Below are 14,980 nucleotides of genomic sequence, written 5' to 3'. Positions count from 1 at the left end.
GCGAGGTCGTTCACGACGGGGTGGACCCCTTCTCGAGTCGGATCCGTACGGAGCCCGGATACCCGGTGGGTGAAGCCGCACACGGGATTATGGTGGTGTCGTGACAGCCGCCGTACTGGAATTGCTGCCGCTCACGGACCGCATGGGGGTCCGGGCGGCCGGCGAGGTCTGTCTGACCACGCGCGCGTCGTGGGAGCGCGCGCTGGGCGCTCTGGTCGGCCCGGGGGACGATGTACACCTTGAGCTGTCGGGTGTCACGTACGTCGATGTGGCGGGGGCGTCGGCAGTGGTTGCGGCCGCCACCAGGCTGGAGGGGGGCAGACGGTTGGTCCTGCACGGGACACCGCCGCAGTTGCGGCTCACCCTGGACGCCTTCTGGCCCGGCCTGATGGTGATTGAGGTGACGCTGAGTTGAGACGGGCCCAGCCGGCCGAGCGCTTTGTGCACCCGGCGCTGTTCTACCGGGACACCAAGGAGTACCTCGCCGGTACGGTGCCCTTCCTGCTCGACGGCCTCGTCAAGGGTGAGCCCGTGGCGGTGGCCGTTCCGGCCGGCAACCTGGAGCTGCTGCGCGCGGAGTTGGGTGACCACGCCGCCGATGTGCACTGCCTCGACATGGAGCAGGCCGGCCGCAATCCCGGCCGCATCATCCCGCGCGTCCTGCGGGCCTTCGCCGACTCCCACTCCGGCGCCGACCGGGTACGGATCATCGGTGAACCGATCTGGCCGGGCCGCAGCGATGCCGAGTACCCGGCCTGCGTCCAGCACGAGGCGCTGATCAACCTGGCGTTCGCCGGGCGTGACGTCATCATCCTGTGCCCGTACGACGCCGGGCGCCTGGACGACGCCGTCCTCGCCGACGCCCACGCCACGCACCCCGTCGTGGTGGACGGCGGCCGCGAGCGGGCCAGCACCTCCTACGCCCCCGACCGCGTCGTGGCCGCCTACAACCGGCCGCTGGCCGCTCCGCCCGGGGCCGCAGCCCACCCCTTCGCCGCCGACAGCCTCACCGACGCCCGGCACGCCGCCGTCGAGGACGCCCGGCGGCTCGGCATGACGGAGGCCCGGCTCGTCGACTTCACGCTGGCCGCCGGGGAGTTGATCACCAACAGTGTCGTGCACGGCGGCGGCTCGGGCGTCGTGCGGGTCTGGGCCGAGGACGGCCGCGTGGTGTGCGAGGTCGGCGACGCCGGACACCACACCGACCCGCTCGTCGGGCGCCGGCCTCCGTCGCGGGACCAGCCCAACGGCCGCGGCCTGCTCATGGTTCACCACCTCGCCGACCTCGTCCGGCTGTACACGGGCCCCGACGGCACCACCACGCGCTTCTACCTGGACCGCTGACCTGCGGGTTCCTTGCGGGGGGTGGCGGGGGCCACAGTCCGGTGGGAGAGTTCCGAGAACGGTGCGAAATGTTCCGGTCCCACGAGAAAGGGACGCAGCATGCCGCTCATCGATTTCCGTGCCTTGCGTGAACTCGTCGCCGAGTTCGACCGCCTCAGCGCGGTGGCGGCGCCCCGCGCCGTATCAGCGGCGATCCGGCGCCGCCTGGACGATGTGCAGTACACCGTCTGCGTCTACACAGGGCTCCGCGATCCGCACGCGGCCATGTCCCGCGCGCGGCGGCTCCTCCGCGACCGTACGGGCAGCGCCCAGACCTGAGTCGCGCCCGGGCCTGCCCGGCCGGTCGGGGTCGGTCGGTGCTTCCGGCATCCCAGGTCAGTGCTTCGTGGCTTCCGGCTTCCCGGGTCAGTGCTTCGTGGCGTTCTTGATCTTCTGGATGGCCTGCTTGGCATCGCTCTTGGCCTGGTCGGCCTTGCCCTCCATCTCCATGTCCTCGTTGCCGGTCGCCTTGCCGGTGGCCTCCTTGGCCTTGCCCTGGAGCGTCTCGCCGGTGTTCTTCGCCTTCTTGTGTGTACTCATGAGGAGCGCCTGCCCCCCGGGTCCCGCCGAAAACTCCGCGGCTCGTGGACGTGGCGGCCGAGGAGGGCGCCGCCGATGACCACGAAACCGACGCCGATCAGGTAGCACTGCACGATCAGGACGGTGCCCACGGCGCCGTACGTCACCGCGTTGGTGATGATCAGCGGGGAGAAGACGAGCGAGGAGAAGGCACGCAGGCCGACGAGACCGAGCATGGTGGCCACGGCCCCCGGCAGGAGGGCAGGCCAGGGAACCTGGCCGCCGAGGAGGAAGCGCTGGCCCCACCAGAAGAACAGGAAGCCGAACAGCACGGCGGGCCCGGCGCGCAGGAAGGCGTCGAACCAGCCGTGGCGGAGGAAGGTGCCGCTCTGGGCCTCGACGAAGAGGTACGCGGTCAGCGCGGCGAGCCAGACCGCACGGCGCCACTGGCTGTGCCAGGGGCTGGAGGGCAGCTCCCAGATCCTCAGGTACGCGGTCTCCACGCTCGCGGCGAAGGACAGTCCGAACAGCGCCAGCGCCACAACGCTGAAGGCGCTGGTGGCGCTCAGCACCTTGCGGGGCGCGGAGAACAGCTTCTGCACCGCCTCCGCGGGCTGTGCCGACAGACCCATGCCGTCGACGACCCACTGGTCGAAGCCGTGGTGGCGGAAGGGCACGGCGGCCGCGACCACGATCAGCAGCGGCACGAGCGTGACCATGCCGAGCGCGGCGAAGCCCATGGAGCGGTGCAGCAGCTCCAGCTCGCCGCCCCGCTGCCACAGCCGCCCGGCCCATGAGTCGCGCCAGGCGTGGTGCAGCCGCCGGTGCAGCTTCATCACATACCTCCCACAAGGCATCTGCCCTGCGCGGCGGCGGCCAGTCGGGCGCCGGTGGCGGGCGGCCCGTGACGGGAGGAAGGTGGAGGCAAGGGCGGCGATCGGCGCGCGGCGTCGCGGGTGAGGTGAGGCGCTTGGCAAGCGGAGGACGGGCTGTCCAGGGCGCGCCCTGCTGGGTGAGCCTGCTGACGTATGACCTGAAGGCGGCGCAGCTCTTCTACGGTGAGCTGCTGGGCTGGGACTTTCGGCCGGGCTGGCAGGGCGAGGACCGCTACACCGTCGCCCATGTGGACGGTATGGCCGTCGCGGGCCTGGGACGGACGGCGGAGAGCGCGGCGTGCCCGGTGGCGTGGACGGTGTTCTTCGGGGCGGCGGACGTGCACGAGGTGGCGCAGAGCTGTCGTGAGAACGGGGCCACAGTCGGCGTGGGGCCACTGGAGTACGGCAAGGGACGGGTGGCCTGGGCCTCGGACCCGGCCGGCGCGGGGTTCGCCCTCTGGGAGGGGGATGTGTCGCCCGCCTGGCGGGTGGAGCGGCAGGAGCCCGGCCCTGTGTGGCTGGAACTGCGGACCCGGGACGCCTTCGACGCGGCACGGTTCTACGGCGCCGTGTTCGGGTGGGACGCCGGCGGCCCAGTGCCCTACGACGTGCGGTTCGAGGACGACCGTGTGGTCCTGCGGATCGGCGGCCGGCCGGTGGCCGGGATCTTCGGCGGGGCCGTGGAGACTGCGCCGGATCCGCAGGTGCGGACGCGTTGGCAGACCTACTTCTGCGTAGCCGACGTCGACGACCTGGTCAGGCAGGCCGCCGGGCTGGGCGGCACGGTGATCGCCGGGCCGGGCACGTCACCGTACGGGCGGGTCGCGGTGCTGCGCGACCCGGAGGGCGGCATGTTCGGCCTCGCCTCGCTCACACGCTGAGCCTCTTACGGATTCCGGGTCACGGATTCCGGGGCGTCGGCGGTTGCGGCCCCGGCCCGGGCCGCCCGGGCGGCGGCGGAGGAAGCGGATCCGGCTCCAGCGGCCCGGGCCGGGCGGGCGGCAGGGGGTCCGGCTCCAGCGGTGGCCTCGGGCCGGGCGCGGGCCCGGGTTCCGGGCCGCCGGGGCCGGGCGAGGGCGTCGGCGACGGGGGTACGGGGTCGGGTCGCAGGGCGGCGGAATCAGGGGCTGACGGTGTACCCATCACGGACCTCCCGTGGTTCGCGGTGCCTGCCCGACGGCTACCCGGTGCGTCCGCGCCGATGCCGCCGTTTTCCCGGGGGGAACAGGGGAAGCCGACCAGGTGCCCGTCGGACGATACGGAGGTGAGAACCGTGGCAGGACACCAGGCTCTGCCATCCACGCTGGAGCGCTCGCCCGAGGACGCACAGCGGGCCTGGCTCAGGGCCCACGACGACGCCGTTCGGCAGTACGGCGAAGGCCGGAAGGCCGACCGCACGGCGTACGGAGCGCTGAAGGACTCGTACCGGAAGGTGGGCCACCGCTGGGAGCGCAAGGAAGGGCAGACAGCGCGGGGCGGCGTGGCCGAGGCGGCCTCGAAGCAGGAGCTGTACGGCGTCGCGCGGCAGATGGACATCGAGGGCCGCTCGCGGATGACGAAGGCCGAACTGCTCGACGCCATCCACGCCAGGGAGAGCACCCGTTCGCCCCGGCACGACGAGTTGCCGCTCGCCGACTACGACCATCTGCCCATCGGTTCGCTGGAGCACCGCATCCGCTCCCTTCACGCCTCGGAGCTGAAAACCCTGCTCGCCTACGAACGGGAGCACGCCAACCGCGCCCCGGTGGTCCGGATCCTCCGGGCCCGGCTCGACCAGCTCCGCGCGGGCGCCAAGCCGTCCCACGGTGGTGACCGCTTCCGGCCCGAACAGCCCGCAGCGCCCCACGCCGGGTCGAAGGTCACGCCCGCGACCTCCCCGCAACCCATCCATCCGCCCCTGCACGGCACGCCCGCCCAGAGCGGCAAGCCGAAGGCGGACCACCCATAGAACCGTTGGCCGTTGGCCGTTGGCCGTAGGAGGGCCATCTCATGTTCCAGGCAATAGCAGACGTCCTGCGCAGCATCGGAAGCGCGATCGCGACCGTCGTGACCCTGCCCTTCCGGGCTCTGGCCCGGCTCTTCGGCGGCGGGCGAAGGGCGGCTCACTGACGCCCCGACGGACGGAAGCCCCCCTCCCCCGCGAGGTCGCCCGGGCCCTGAAGCCTCTTCGCGCGGCGGCACGGACCTCGAAGCCCAACCGTCAGCCGGGGCGCAGGGCCGCCTTGATGATCCCGGGCTCCCGCGCGCGGAACCGCTCGTACAGGTCCGGCGCGTCGTCCAGCGTGGCCCAGGTGGTGATCAGGCCGGCCGCGTCGATGGGGTCGCCGTCGCGCAGCAGGGCCAGCAACTGGTCGGTCCAACGCCGTACGTTGGCCTGGCCCCAGCGCAGGGTGATGGCCCGGTCGAACACGTCGCCGAGCGGGAACTGCGGGAACCAGCCGCCGTAAACCCCGACCACCGAGCAGGTGCCGCCGCGCCGGACGGTGCCCAGCGCGTGGTGCAGGGCGATCAGGCGGTCCGGCTGCACCTTGAGCGTCTGCAGCAGCCGGTCGGGCCAGGAGCCCTCGGCGTCCATGCCGACCGCGTCGATGGAGCTGTCCGTGCCCCGGCCCCCGGTCAGCTCGCGCACCACGCCGACCACGTCGTGCAGCGACCCCGGGTCCAGGGTCTCGGCGCCGTGCGCGGCGGCCACCTCGCGGCGGTCGGCGGCCGGGTCGACGGCGATGACCCGCTCGGCGCCCCGGTGGCGGGCGATGCGTACGCACATCTGCCCCACCGGCCCCAGCCCGTGGACGGTCACGCTGCCACCGCGCGGGATGTCCGCGAACTCCACCGCCTGCCACGCGGTGGGCAGCACGTCCGACAGCAGCAGCGCCGCCGCGTCCGGCACATCGGCGTCCTTCTCCGGATCCAGTACGACCGGCCCGAACTGCGCCTGCGGGACGCGCAGATACTCCGCCTGGCCGCCCGGGACGCCGCCGTACTTGTGTGTATAGCCGAACAGCGAGGCGCCCTTGTGGCCCTTGAGGTTCTGTGTGGTCTCGCACTGCGCGAAGAGCCCCCGGTCGCACATGTAGCAGTGGCCGCAGGAGATGTTGAACGGCACCACGACGGTGTCGCCCAGCGACAGATGCGAGGCGGCGCGCGGGCCGACATCCTCGACGACGCCCATCACCTCATGGCCGAGGATGTCCCCGGGCTTCATCGCCAGGCTCGCCCCGTGGTCGTACAGATGCAGGTCGGACCCGCAGATCGCGGTGGCGGTCACCCGCACCACCGCGTCGGTGGCCGCCTCGATCCGCGGGTCGGGCACCTCCTCGACCTCGACCCTCCGTGGGCGCTTCCAGACCACAGCCTTCATCGTCCGCTCCGATCGTTCGTTCGGTTCGTTCCGATCGCTCCGATCGCCGATTAGTCCGATCTGTCCGCCCGTACGTCGGCTGCCCGATCCCGCCGCCGGTACACCCGGTGGTAGGCGACGCCGGGTGCGGGTAGGTGCCAGGTGGGAGAGGCGATAGCCATGCGTACTGGGAGTGAGCCGAGGCAGGCACGGAGCCCGCTGCGGATGCGGCGCGCCTTCACCGTGTGGGGCCTGGTCTGGTCCGTGATCGGGACGGCGGTCTTCGCGGTGGCCGGGCGGCCCGGGTGGGCGATCGTGTTCGGGGTGGTGGCGGTGCTGGCGGCCGTGGACCTGGCGGTGATCGCGCACCGTATCCGGCAGGGCCCGCACTGGCAGCCGGGGCCGGATGTGCCGCCGTACGATCCCGCCGACCGGCACTGAGAGCCCGCGAGGGAGGGCGGAAAGGCGGAAGGCCCGGGGGCTGATGCCTCCGAGCCTTCCGATTCAGTAGCGGGGACAGGATTTGAACCTGCGACCTCTGGGTTATGAGCCCAGCGAGCTACCGAGCTGCTCCACCCCGCGTCGTTGAACGCAACCCTACGGTGTGTGGTCCGCAGAACCAAATCGCGCCCGGCAGGGCAGCACTCACGCGGTCTGCGTGGGCTTGCGGCGTGGCGCGGCGGAACGGGGCGGGATGGCACGCATGTGTTCGCGGACGCGGCCGAGGATGTCGTGGAGCGCGGTGATGTCTCCGCGGTCCAGGGGCGCCAGCAGGAGGCGCTGCACGAGTTCGACGTGGCCGGGCATCACCCGGCCGAGCAGTGCCTGCCCTCGCGGAGTGGCGGTGACGATGACGCTGCGCTCGTCGTCGCTGGAGGGCGCCCTGGTGACCAGCCCCGCCTTGGCGAGTTGTGCGACCTGGTAGGTCAGTCCGCTGCGGCTGTGGACCAGGTGGTCGGCGATATCGGTCATGCGCCGCCGCCCGTCGGGGGCCTCCCCGAGCACGGCGAGGATCTGGAACTGGGTGTAGCTGAGGCCGCCCTCGTCGCGCAGCTGCTGGTCGACGGCGTGCTGGAGCAGGCTGCTGACTTCCATCAGGGCGAAGTAGGCGGCCAGCTGCTCGGGATCGAGGGGTGGGGTTTCGGACATGGCACAGAGTTTACTTGCTACGAATTCAAAGTAGAAGTAGAGTCGGACCGTGCTTCGAATTCGCAGCATGTCATCGGCGGTTCTCTGGAGGCTTCCATGAAGGCAGTACGGTTCCACGCGTACGGCGACCCGGGCGTCCTGTGCTACGAGGACGCGGCCAGGCCCGACCCGGCGGCGGGCGACGTGCTCATCGAGGTCGCGGCCACCTCGTTCAACCCGGTCGACGCCGGGATCCGCGCGGGCTACCTGCAGCAGGTCTTCCCGGTGGCGCTCCCGCACATCCCCGGCATCGATGTCGCCGGAACGATCGTGCGGCTCGGCGAGGGCGTGACCGGCTGGGCGCCCGGGGACCGGGTGATCGGTTTTCTGCCGATGACCGCGGCCGGGGCCGCCGCCGAGTTCGTGGCAGCCCCTGCCGCGGTGCTGGCGGCCGCGCCGACCACGATCCCGCTGACCACCGCCGCGGCACTGCCCGCGGCGGCGCTGACCGCCTGGCAGGCGCTGTTCGAGCACGTCGAGCTGCGCGCGGGCCAGCGGGTCCTCGTCAACGGTGCGGGCGGCGGCGTGGGTGGATTCGCCGTGCAACTGGCCAAGGAGGCCGGGGCGTTCGTCATCGCGACGGCGAGCCCGCGCAGCGCCGACGCCGTCCGTGCCGAGGGCGCCGACCAGATCATCGACTACACCGCGACCACCCCGGCCGACGCGCTCACCGAGCCGGTCGACGCGGTGCTCAACCTCGTGGCGGCCTCCGAAGCGGAGATGACGGCCCTCACCGGACTCGTCCGCCAGGGCGGGGTGATCGTCACGACAGCGACACCCGCCGCCGGCGATCCGGACCGGGGCGTACGGGCCGTCGGCATGCAGCTGCGTACCGACGCCGGCCAACTCGCCACCCTCGCCAAGAAGGTCGACGCCGGAGAGATCCGCGTCGAGGTCAGCGCCACCTACCCCCTGTCGCAGACGGCCCTGGTGCACGAGCAGAGCGCGGCCGGCCGGATCAGGGGCAAGGTCGTGCTGACCCCCAGCACGGAAGGGAAACCCTCATGAGCATGGCGTACCTCGCACAGGCCGATCAGCAGCAGAAGCTCGAATGGCTCGACGGCGGGGTCTTCTCCGTACTGCTGGACAGCGCCGCCACCGACGGGCAGTTGACCGTCGGACGATTCAACGTCAGCAAGGGCGAAGCGCCGCCGTACCACCTGCACACCCGCGAGGACGAGGTCTTCCTGCTGCTCAAGGGCACCGCGCTGGTGTGGTCCGACGACCAAGAGATGGAACTGTCCGAAGGCGGCATCGTCTACCTGCCCAAGAACGTCCCCCACGGCTACCGGATCACCTCCGACACCGCCGACCTGCTGATGATCTGCACCCCGGGCGGCATCGAGGGCATGTTCCGCCACGCCGGGCGTGACCTGGCCACTCCCCGGCCCGAGGGGTTCCGGATCTCCCCGGAGCGTATGGCCGAAGCCGCCGACGCGTACGGCCAGATCGTCGTGGGTCCGCCCAGGTAATTGCGTTGCGGATGTCAGGGCCGGGCCGTAACTTCTGGTCCGGCCCTGTTGTCGTTGATCGGAGAAGGCCGTTGCGCTTCTGAGGTCCTGAGACACCGACCGTGCCCGCGCTTCTGCGCGTCCGCGCGACCCGGACACGTCGTCGACCTCGGCAGCGAGCCGCCTTCCGGCCTGCGCTTTCCGCCGTATCCCGATTCTCCGGTGTCTCCCTACGTTGCCCATCGCCACTGCGAGCAACCTGGAGGCCCATATGGGGCACTCACCCACCTCGATCACCTGCTCCCGCCTCTCCTTCGTCTGGCCGGACGGCACACCGGTCCTCGACGACTTCCAGCTGGCCGTCGGCCCCGGCCGCACCGGCCTGATCGGGGTCAACGGCTCGGGGAAGTCGACGCTCCTCAAGCTCATCGCCGGCGAGCTCGCCCCGACGAGCGGCACCGTCCGCGTCAGCGGCGAGGTCGGCCACCTCCCGCAAGGTGTGGCCCTGGGCACCGCGCTCCGGGTCGACGAGGCGCTGGGGGTCGCGGCCGCGCGGCGAGCACTGCACGCCATCGAGGCCGGCGACACGGCCGACGAGCACTTCGTGGCCGTCGGCGACGACTGGGACGTGGAGGAGCGGGCCCGGGCGACCCTCGACCAGCTCGGCCTGCCGCACATCACCCTCGACCGGACCATCGGCGAGGTGTCGGGCGGCGAGTCGGTGCTGCTGCGGCTGGCGGCGCTGCTGCTGCGCCGCCCGGACATCCTGCTGCTGGACGAGCCGACCAACAACCTGGACCTGGAGGCACGGCATCGGCTCTACGACGCCGTCGCCACCTGGAACGGCCTCATGGTGGTCGTCTCCCACGACCGCGAGCTGCTGGGGCTGGTCGACCAGATCGCCGACCTGCGCGGCGGCGAGGTGCACTGGTACGGCGGCAATCTGGACGCGTACGAGGACCAGCTCGCGGTCGAACAGGAGGCGGCGGAGCGCATGGTGCGCGTCGCCGAGGCCGACATGAAGCGGCAGAAGCGCGAACTGGCCGACGCCCAGGTCGCTTTGGCGCGCCGGGCGCGCTACGGGCAGAAAAGCTTCGAGAACAAGGTGGTACCGCGCATCGTGGCCAACGCGCGGAAACGCCAGGCCCAGGTCTCCGCCGGCAAATACCGCATCATGCACACCGAGAAGCTGGAGGAGGCCAAGGAGCGGCTCGACGAGGCCGCCGAGGCGGTCCGCGACGACGCCGAGATCCGCGTCGACCTGCCGCACACCGCCGTGCCGGCCGGCCGCCACGTGCTGACGCTGCGCGACCTGCACCTGCGGTACGGGGCGCGGGTGGCCGGTGCCGAGATCCGCGGGCCCGAGCGGATCGCGCTCACCGGGCGCAACGGCGCCGGCAAGTCGACGCTGCTGCGTACGATCGCGGGCGAGATCCCGCCGGTGGCGGGCGAGGCGGTGGCGCACGTACCGCTGCGCTGTCTGCCGCAGCGGCTCGACGTGCTGGACGACGAGCTGACCGTGGTCCAGAATGTCGCCGCCTTCGCGCCGGCCGCCACCAACAACCAGATCCGGGCCCGGCTCGCCCGCTTCCTCTTCAAGGGCGCCCGCGCCGACCAGCCGGTCGGCACCCTCTCCGGCGGCGAACGCTTCCGCGCGACCCTGGCCGCGCTGATGCTGGCCGAGCCCGCGCCGCAACTGCTGCTGCTCGACGAGCCGACGAACAACCTGGACATGGCGAGCGTCCGCCAACTCACGGCTGCTCTCGCCTCGTACGAGGGCGCGCTGATCGTGGCCGGCCACGACGTGCCCTTCCTGCGGGGCGTCGGGATCACGCGGTGGTACCGGCTGGACGGCGAGCTGAGGGGAATTGATCCACTGTGAGCGCGAGTTGAGAGAAATCCGCGACGCGAGGAGAGGCAACTGATGCGCACCACAACGCTCGGCAGCAAGGGCCCCGAGGTCGGAGTGGTCGGCCTGGGCTGCATGGGGATGACCTTTGCGTACGATCCGGGCGGCCGCGACGAGGCGACCTCGGTCGCGGTCGTCCGGCAGGCGCTGGACTGGGCGTGACCCTGATCGACACGGCGGACGCGTACGGGCCCCACACCAACGAGGAGCTGGTCGGCCGTGCCCTGGCCGGGCCGTACCGGGAGCGGGCGGTGCTGGCCACCAAGGTCGGCCTGGTGGTGACCGGTTCGGAGGACGGCAGGCCCGTGTACGGGCGCGACGGGCGCCCGGAGCACATCCGACGGTCGATCGACGACAGTCTGCGCCGCCTCGGCACCGACTACGTCGACCTCTACCAGCTGCACCGCATCGACGAGGAGGTGCCGGTCGAGGAGAGCTGGGGCGCGCTGGCGGAGGCGGTCGCGGCGGGCAAGGTGCGGGAGATCGGGCTCTCGGAGGTCCCGGTCGAGGAGATCAAACGGGCGGCCGCGATCCATCCGGTGGCCTCGGTGCAGTCCGAGCTGTCGCTGTGGACGCGCGACCCGGTGGCGGAGGTCCTGCCCTACTGCGAGGAGCAGGGCATCGCCTTCCTGCCCTTCTCACCGCTGGGCCGTGGCTTCCTCGCCGGTCGCTTCACGTCCTTCGACGACCTTCCCGCCGACGACATGCGCCGCAACCTCCCCCGCTTCCAGCAGGACGCGCTGCGCGCCAACCTCGCCATCGTCGGCAAGGCGCGGCAGATCGCCGACCGCCTCGGCGCCACCCCCGCCCAGGTCGCCCTCGCCTGGGTGCTGGCCCAGGGCCGGTACGTGGTACCCATCCCCGGCACCAAGACGCCCGGGTATCTCGCCGACAACGCCGGCGCGGCCGAACTGGTGCTGTCCGCGGCCGATCTGGCGGAGCTCGACGCCCTGCCGGCGGCGGAGGGGACGCGGTACTGACCGTGATGACCGCTGACGATGTGCTGTCCGTCCTCGCCGTGCTCCGGAGGGCCCACGTCAGTGTCTGGATCGGTGGCGGCTGGGGCATCGACGCACTCATCGGGGAGCAGTCCCGCCGCCACCGCGATCTGGATCTCATGCACCGGCAGGACCAGGAACCGACCGTCGTCGCGGCTCTCGCGAAGGCCGGTTTCGCCGAGACCCTCGACCTGCGTCCGGTGAGGTTCGTCGTCACGAGTCCGGCCGGCCAGGAACTCGATCTGCACCCCCTGGTGTTCGCTCCGGACGGCGCGGCCGTGCAGGCCTCGCCGGACCCGGAGCGCCCGTTCGGCTATCCCGCGGACTGCTTCGTCACGGGGACGATCCAGGGAACGGCCGTCCCCTGCCTGTCGGCGCGGCAGCAGGTCCACTTCCACCAGGGGTACGAACCGGCCGACCACGACCGCCGTGACATGGCCCAGCTCCGCAGGGTCTTCGGTATCACCGCGCACTTCTGACCTGCGGAGCAACTGAGCCACGGGTCACCGCTCCAACTCCACCTCGACCAGCCGGTACAGGTGCCGCCTGGCGTCCTCCGTGCTCAGCGGGGGCGCCTGGCGGAGCCGCTGCAGGGCGAGGCCGTCGACGAGGGCGGAGAAGCGGACCGCGAAACCGTCGGAGTCGTCACAGGTGAAGTCGCCCTCGGCGTGGCCGCGTTCGACGAGGGCGCGGATCTCGGCGTGCCAGGCGGCGTATCGTTCGGCCTGGCCGCGGGCGAAGGCCTGGTCGCCCCGGTCGCCGGCGTTCCAGTAGTCGAACCACATGCGCCAGTGCCGGTCCGTGTCGTCCGTGAACAGGGCGTCGATCAGCAGCCGCAGGCCCTGCGCGGCGCTGGGCGCGCTGTCGGCGGCCTCGCTCATCGCCGCGTAGTAGCGCTCGATGTGCAGGACCATCGCCTCGGAGAGGATCTCCTGCACACTGCCGAAGTGGTACGTGACCGTGCCGACCGACACCCCTGCCGCGGCCGCCACGTCCCGCACGCCGACCGACGCGTAGCCGCGCTCGGCGATCAGCGGGACAGCCGCCTCCACGATCAGGCGGCGCCTGACCTCGGTGGGCTGCCGGGTGCGGGCGGCGGCGGCAACGGCGCGGCGCGGCTTGCGTTCGGGGGCTGAGGTCATGCGGAGGTCCTCGGCACCGCGCGGTGCCATGCTCGCTTGGCCACTGTCTCTCCGTTCGCCCGTGCCTCGACGTGGCTGTCCATGATGAATTCCGTCGCGGTCGCGCGCAGTTCGGTCCCGGTGGTGATCTCCACGTCCCATTCCTCGCCTCGCCGCAGCCGCGTCTTCCATCGCGAGCTTGCCACGGCGGACAGCGGATCGCCGGAGCGGATCCGGTAGGTCTCGGTCGCGCTCTCCTCGTAGCGCAGTCCGTCCGGGTAGGTGCGGGTGCCGCCGTAGTTGGGGTCGACCTCCAGGGTCCACTCCCCCGTCGCCACGTCGTGCGTGACGTGGCGCTCGGGGCGGGCGGCGGCGCCGGCGGGCGGTTCGGTGGTCACCGCGAGCGGCACGGCCTGTTCGGGCTCCTCGAAACGGATGGGCGCGCGGCCCTCGTCGTACGCCGGGTCGCGTACCGGAAGGAGTACGGCGCTGTCGGCGGGGAGCAGGGTCAGCGCGCCCCGCTCGCCGTGCGGCCAGACCCAGGGCCAGTACGCGTCGGAGACGGCCACGCGGATGCGGTGGCCGGGCGGGAAGGCGTAACCGGTGGCGTTGAGCTCGAACTCGACGTCCTCGAAGGTGCCCGGGGTCCACTCGACCGCCTGGTCGCGGCCGTGGCGGCTGAGCAGATTGAGCACGCCGCGGGTGACGAGGGTGGACGAGCCGTCCGGAGCCACGTCGCAGACGCGGGCGATGACGTTGGCACGCGGAGTGGCGCTGTCGAGGCGGAGGCGGACGCGCGGGCGGCCCAGGATCTCCACGCGGTCGGTGAGCGGAGCCGAGTCGAAACAGACGGAGCGGCCGTCCTCCTCGCGCTGGTCCGGCGGGAGGTCGGTCAGGTTGCCGTAGGGGAAGAAGCGGCCGGCGTCGACTCCGGTGTGCTGCGGCGACCTGACGACCACCGGCTCGGCGGTGCCGAGGGGGCGCTCGTCCCAGGTGACGGACGGCGACGGCCAGGTGTCCTCGCCGACCCAGCGGCCCGGCATCGTCTCGTAGAAGGTCGCCGGCGGCACCGACTCGCTGATCCAGCCGCGCAGCGCCGGGTCGTCCATGACGCCCGTCTCCTCGCCCTTCAGCCAGTGGTCCCACCACCGCAGCGTCTCCTGCAGGAACCCGATCGCCGGGCCCGGCGGCAGGCCCGTGTCCGGATACTGGTGCGACCAGGGGCCGACGAGGCCGCGTACGGGGGTGGTGCCCGCCAGGTTCTCCACCAGACGCAGCACCGTGTCCCGGTACGGGTCGGCCCAGCCGCCCACCGCGAGGACGGCGGCGTCGATCGCCGCGTAGTCCTCGCAGACGCTGCCGTGCCGCCAGTACGCGTCCCGCTCCTGATGGGCGAGCCACGTGTGCAGATACGGCTCCAGCGCGTCGAGGCGCTCCCGCCACATCGGCAGCCACTCGTCCCCGACGGTAGCCGGGTCCGGCGGCCGGGCCGTGAACGCCAGCATGGTGCCGGCCCAGGCGAGCATGTCGATGCCGAGGACCGCGCCGCCGGTGTAGTGGACGTCGTTGTCGTACCGGTCGTCGGTCGAGCAGACGGTGACGATCGCCTTGAGCGGTTCGGGCCGGAGGGCGGCGATCTGAAGGGCGTTGAAGCCGCCCCAGCTGATGCCGAACATGCCGACCTTGCCGCTGCACCAGGGCTGCACGGCGAGCCAGTTGATCACGTCCACACCGTCGTCGAGCTCGGTGGGCGTGTACTCGTCCAGCATCACGCCCTCGGAGTCGCCGCTGCCGCGCATGTCGACACGTACGGAGGCGTAGCCGTGCCCTGCGTAGTACGGGTGCCGTTGCGCGTCGCGGGGGGCGGTCCAGTCGCTCTTGCGGTACGGGAGGTACTCGAGGAGGGCGGGGACGGGGGCCGTCTCGGCGTCCGCCGGTCGCCATATGCGGGCGTGCAGGCGCGTGCCGTCGCGCGTGGGGATCCACACGTCCTGGACCTCGACCTGCCGGTCGAACTGCTCTCGGTACCGCATGCTCTTCTCCTCGGGGTGGTGCGGTGGGGCGCTGCCCCTGGACCCCGGACGCGTGCACTGTTCGGCGCGGGTCCGTGGCCGGGTTGTGCCAGCCCGTTCCGCCTTGCGGAACGTTCTCCCACAACCCGGCTGGGCAAAATCAGCCCGTCCGGCGTTTGAGGAC

17 protein-coding genes, 1 tRNA gene and 1 pseudogene are annotated in these 14,980 nt (G+C 72.0%); 12 read left to right on the top strand and 7 right to left on the bottom strand.

Annotation, left to right across the window (positions count from 1 at the left end):
* The first annotated feature begins 100 nt into the window (after positions 1–100).
* The 3 genes from ACFXJ5_RS21725 to ACFXJ5_RS21715 all read left to right on the top strand — a co-directional run bounded on the left by ACFXJ5_RS21725 (position 101) and on the right by ACFXJ5_RS21715 (position 1,662).
* The gene (locus ACFXJ5_RS21725; RefSeq protein ID WP_384633331.1) at positions 101–415 is read left to right on the top strand and encodes an STAS domain-containing protein; all 315 of its coding nucleotides are present in this window, start codon (positions 101–103) and stop codon (positions 413–415) included.
* Entirely contained in the window at positions 412–1,344 is a 933-nt protein-coding gene (locus ACFXJ5_RS21720) for an anti-sigma factor RsbA family regulatory protein (RefSeq protein WP_384633328.1), read from the top strand. Before ACFXJ5_RS21725 ends, ACFXJ5_RS21720 begins: the two co-directional genes overlap by 4 nt.
* A gap of 99 nt (positions 1,345–1,443) precedes the next feature.
* Positions 1,444–1,662: a DUF5133 domain-containing protein gene (locus tag ACFXJ5_RS21715; protein ID WP_384633325.1), complete on the top strand. Its 219-nt coding sequence runs from the start codon at positions 1,444–1,446 to the stop codon at positions 1,660–1,662.
* An 87-nt stretch (positions 1,663–1,749) separates the two neighbouring features.
* Here ACFXJ5_RS21715 and ACFXJ5_RS21710 read toward each other — a convergent pair whose 3' ends face one another.
* On the bottom strand, positions 1,750–1,923 hold the full coding sequence (locus ACFXJ5_RS21710) for a CsbD family protein (protein WP_384633322.1): 174 nt from the start codon (positions 1,921–1,923) through the stop codon (positions 1,750–1,752).
* Positions 1,920–2,738, bottom strand: a complete 819-nt coding sequence (locus ACFXJ5_RS21705) for a YhjD/YihY/BrkB family envelope integrity protein (RefSeq protein ID WP_384633319.1) — start codon at positions 2,736–2,738, stop codon at positions 1,920–1,922. Before ACFXJ5_RS21705 ends, ACFXJ5_RS21710 begins: the two co-directional genes overlap by 4 nt.
* 125 nt (positions 2,739–2,863) lie before the next feature.
* On the opposite strand from ACFXJ5_RS21705, the gene ACFXJ5_RS21700 reads away from it, so the two are divergent.
* From ACFXJ5_RS21700 to ACFXJ5_RS21690, 3 genes are all read left to right on the top strand, one after another.
* Positions 2,864–3,658, top strand: coding sequence for a VOC family protein (locus ACFXJ5_RS21700; RefSeq protein WP_384633316.1), 795 nt, complete (start codon positions 2,864–2,866; stop codon positions 3,656–3,658).
* A 392-nt stretch (positions 3,659–4,050) separates the two neighbouring features.
* Positions 4,051–4,725, top strand: a complete 675-nt coding sequence (locus tag ACFXJ5_RS21695; RefSeq protein WP_384633313.1) for a ChaB family protein — start codon at positions 4,051–4,053, stop codon at positions 4,723–4,725.
* A 41-nt stretch (positions 4,726–4,766) separates the two neighbouring features.
* Positions 4,767–4,886: an LPFR motif small protein gene (locus ACFXJ5_RS21690; RefSeq protein WP_384633310.1), complete on the top strand. Its 120-nt coding sequence runs from the start codon at positions 4,767–4,769 to the stop codon at positions 4,884–4,886.
* A 91-nt stretch (positions 4,887–4,977) separates the two neighbouring features.
* Here the strand turns inward: ACFXJ5_RS21690 and ACFXJ5_RS21685 are convergent, their stop codons facing one another.
* A complete protein-coding gene (locus tag ACFXJ5_RS21685) occupies positions 4,978–6,138 on the bottom strand; it encodes an alcohol dehydrogenase catalytic domain-containing protein (protein ID WP_384633308.1) in 1,161 nt (386 codons plus the stop codon).
* Positions 6,139–6,297: 159 nt separating this feature from the next.
* Here ACFXJ5_RS21685 and ACFXJ5_RS21680 point away from each other — a divergent pair, with 159 nt between their 5' ends.
* Positions 6,298–6,558, top strand: a complete 261-nt coding sequence (locus tag ACFXJ5_RS21680; protein ID WP_384633304.1) for a DUF6343 family protein — start codon at positions 6,298–6,300, stop codon at positions 6,556–6,558.
* Between the two features lie 67 nt (positions 6,559–6,625).
* Here ACFXJ5_RS21680 and ACFXJ5_RS21675 read toward each other — a convergent pair.
* Positions 6,626–6,699 (bottom strand) — tRNA-Met (locus ACFXJ5_RS21675).
* A 63-nt stretch (positions 6,700–6,762) separates the two neighbouring features.
* Positions 6,763–7,266 (bottom strand): MarR family winged helix-turn-helix transcriptional regulator, encoded by a 504-nt coding sequence (locus ACFXJ5_RS21670; protein WP_384633301.1) that lies wholly within the window; start codon positions 7,264–7,266, stop codon positions 6,763–6,765.
* A 96-nt stretch (positions 7,267–7,362) separates the two neighbouring features.
* On the opposite strand from ACFXJ5_RS21670, the gene ACFXJ5_RS21665 reads away from it, so the two are divergent.
* The 5 genes and pseudogenes from ACFXJ5_RS21665 (at position 7,363) to ACFXJ5_RS21645 (ending at position 12,142) form a co-directional block, all read left to right on the top strand.
* Entirely contained in the window at positions 7,363–8,313 is a 951-nt protein-coding gene (locus ACFXJ5_RS21665) for an NADP-dependent oxidoreductase (protein WP_384633298.1), read from the top strand.
* 2 nt (positions 8,314–8,315) lie between these two features.
* Entirely contained in the window at positions 8,316–8,777 is a 462-nt protein-coding gene (locus tag ACFXJ5_RS21660) for a cupin domain-containing protein (protein WP_384633295.1), read from the top strand.
* Between the two features lie 250 nt (positions 8,778–9,027).
* Positions 9,028–10,638: an ABC-F family ATP-binding cassette domain-containing protein gene (locus ACFXJ5_RS21655; RefSeq protein WP_384633293.1), complete on the top strand. Its 1,611-nt coding sequence runs from the start codon at positions 9,028–9,030 to the stop codon at positions 10,636–10,638.
* A 42-nt stretch (positions 10,639–10,680) separates the two neighbouring features.
* A pseudogene (locus ACFXJ5_RS21650) lies at positions 10,681–11,645 on the top strand (aldo/keto reductase).
* A gap of 5 nt (positions 11,646–11,650) precedes the next feature.
* Complete coding sequence (locus ACFXJ5_RS21645) at positions 11,651–12,142, top strand: nucleotidyltransferase domain-containing protein (RefSeq protein WP_384633290.1); 492 nt, start codon at positions 11,651–11,653, stop codon at positions 12,140–12,142.
* Positions 12,143–12,166: 24 nt separating this feature from the next.
* Here ACFXJ5_RS21645 and ACFXJ5_RS21640 read toward each other — a convergent pair whose 3' ends face one another.
* A complete protein-coding gene (locus ACFXJ5_RS21640; RefSeq protein ID WP_384633287.1) occupies positions 12,167–12,805 on the bottom strand; it encodes a TetR/AcrR family transcriptional regulator in 639 nt (212 codons plus the stop codon).
* Positions 12,802–14,817, bottom strand: a complete 2,016-nt coding sequence (locus ACFXJ5_RS21635) for a CocE/NonD family hydrolase (protein WP_384633284.1) — start codon at positions 14,815–14,817, stop codon at positions 12,802–12,804. The genes ACFXJ5_RS21640 and ACFXJ5_RS21635 overlap by 4 nt, the downstream gene beginning before the upstream one ends.
* Positions 14,818–14,980: the final 163 nt, after the last annotated feature.

It is taken from the genome of Streptomyces sp. NPDC059373 (genome assembly GCF_042751495.1).
Classification (GTDB): Bacteria; Actinomycetota; Actinomycetes; order Streptomycetales; family Streptomycetaceae; genus Actinacidiphila.
Note: the sequence above shows the minus strand (reverse complement) of the source record. Positions and strands in the feature narration are given on the sequence as shown.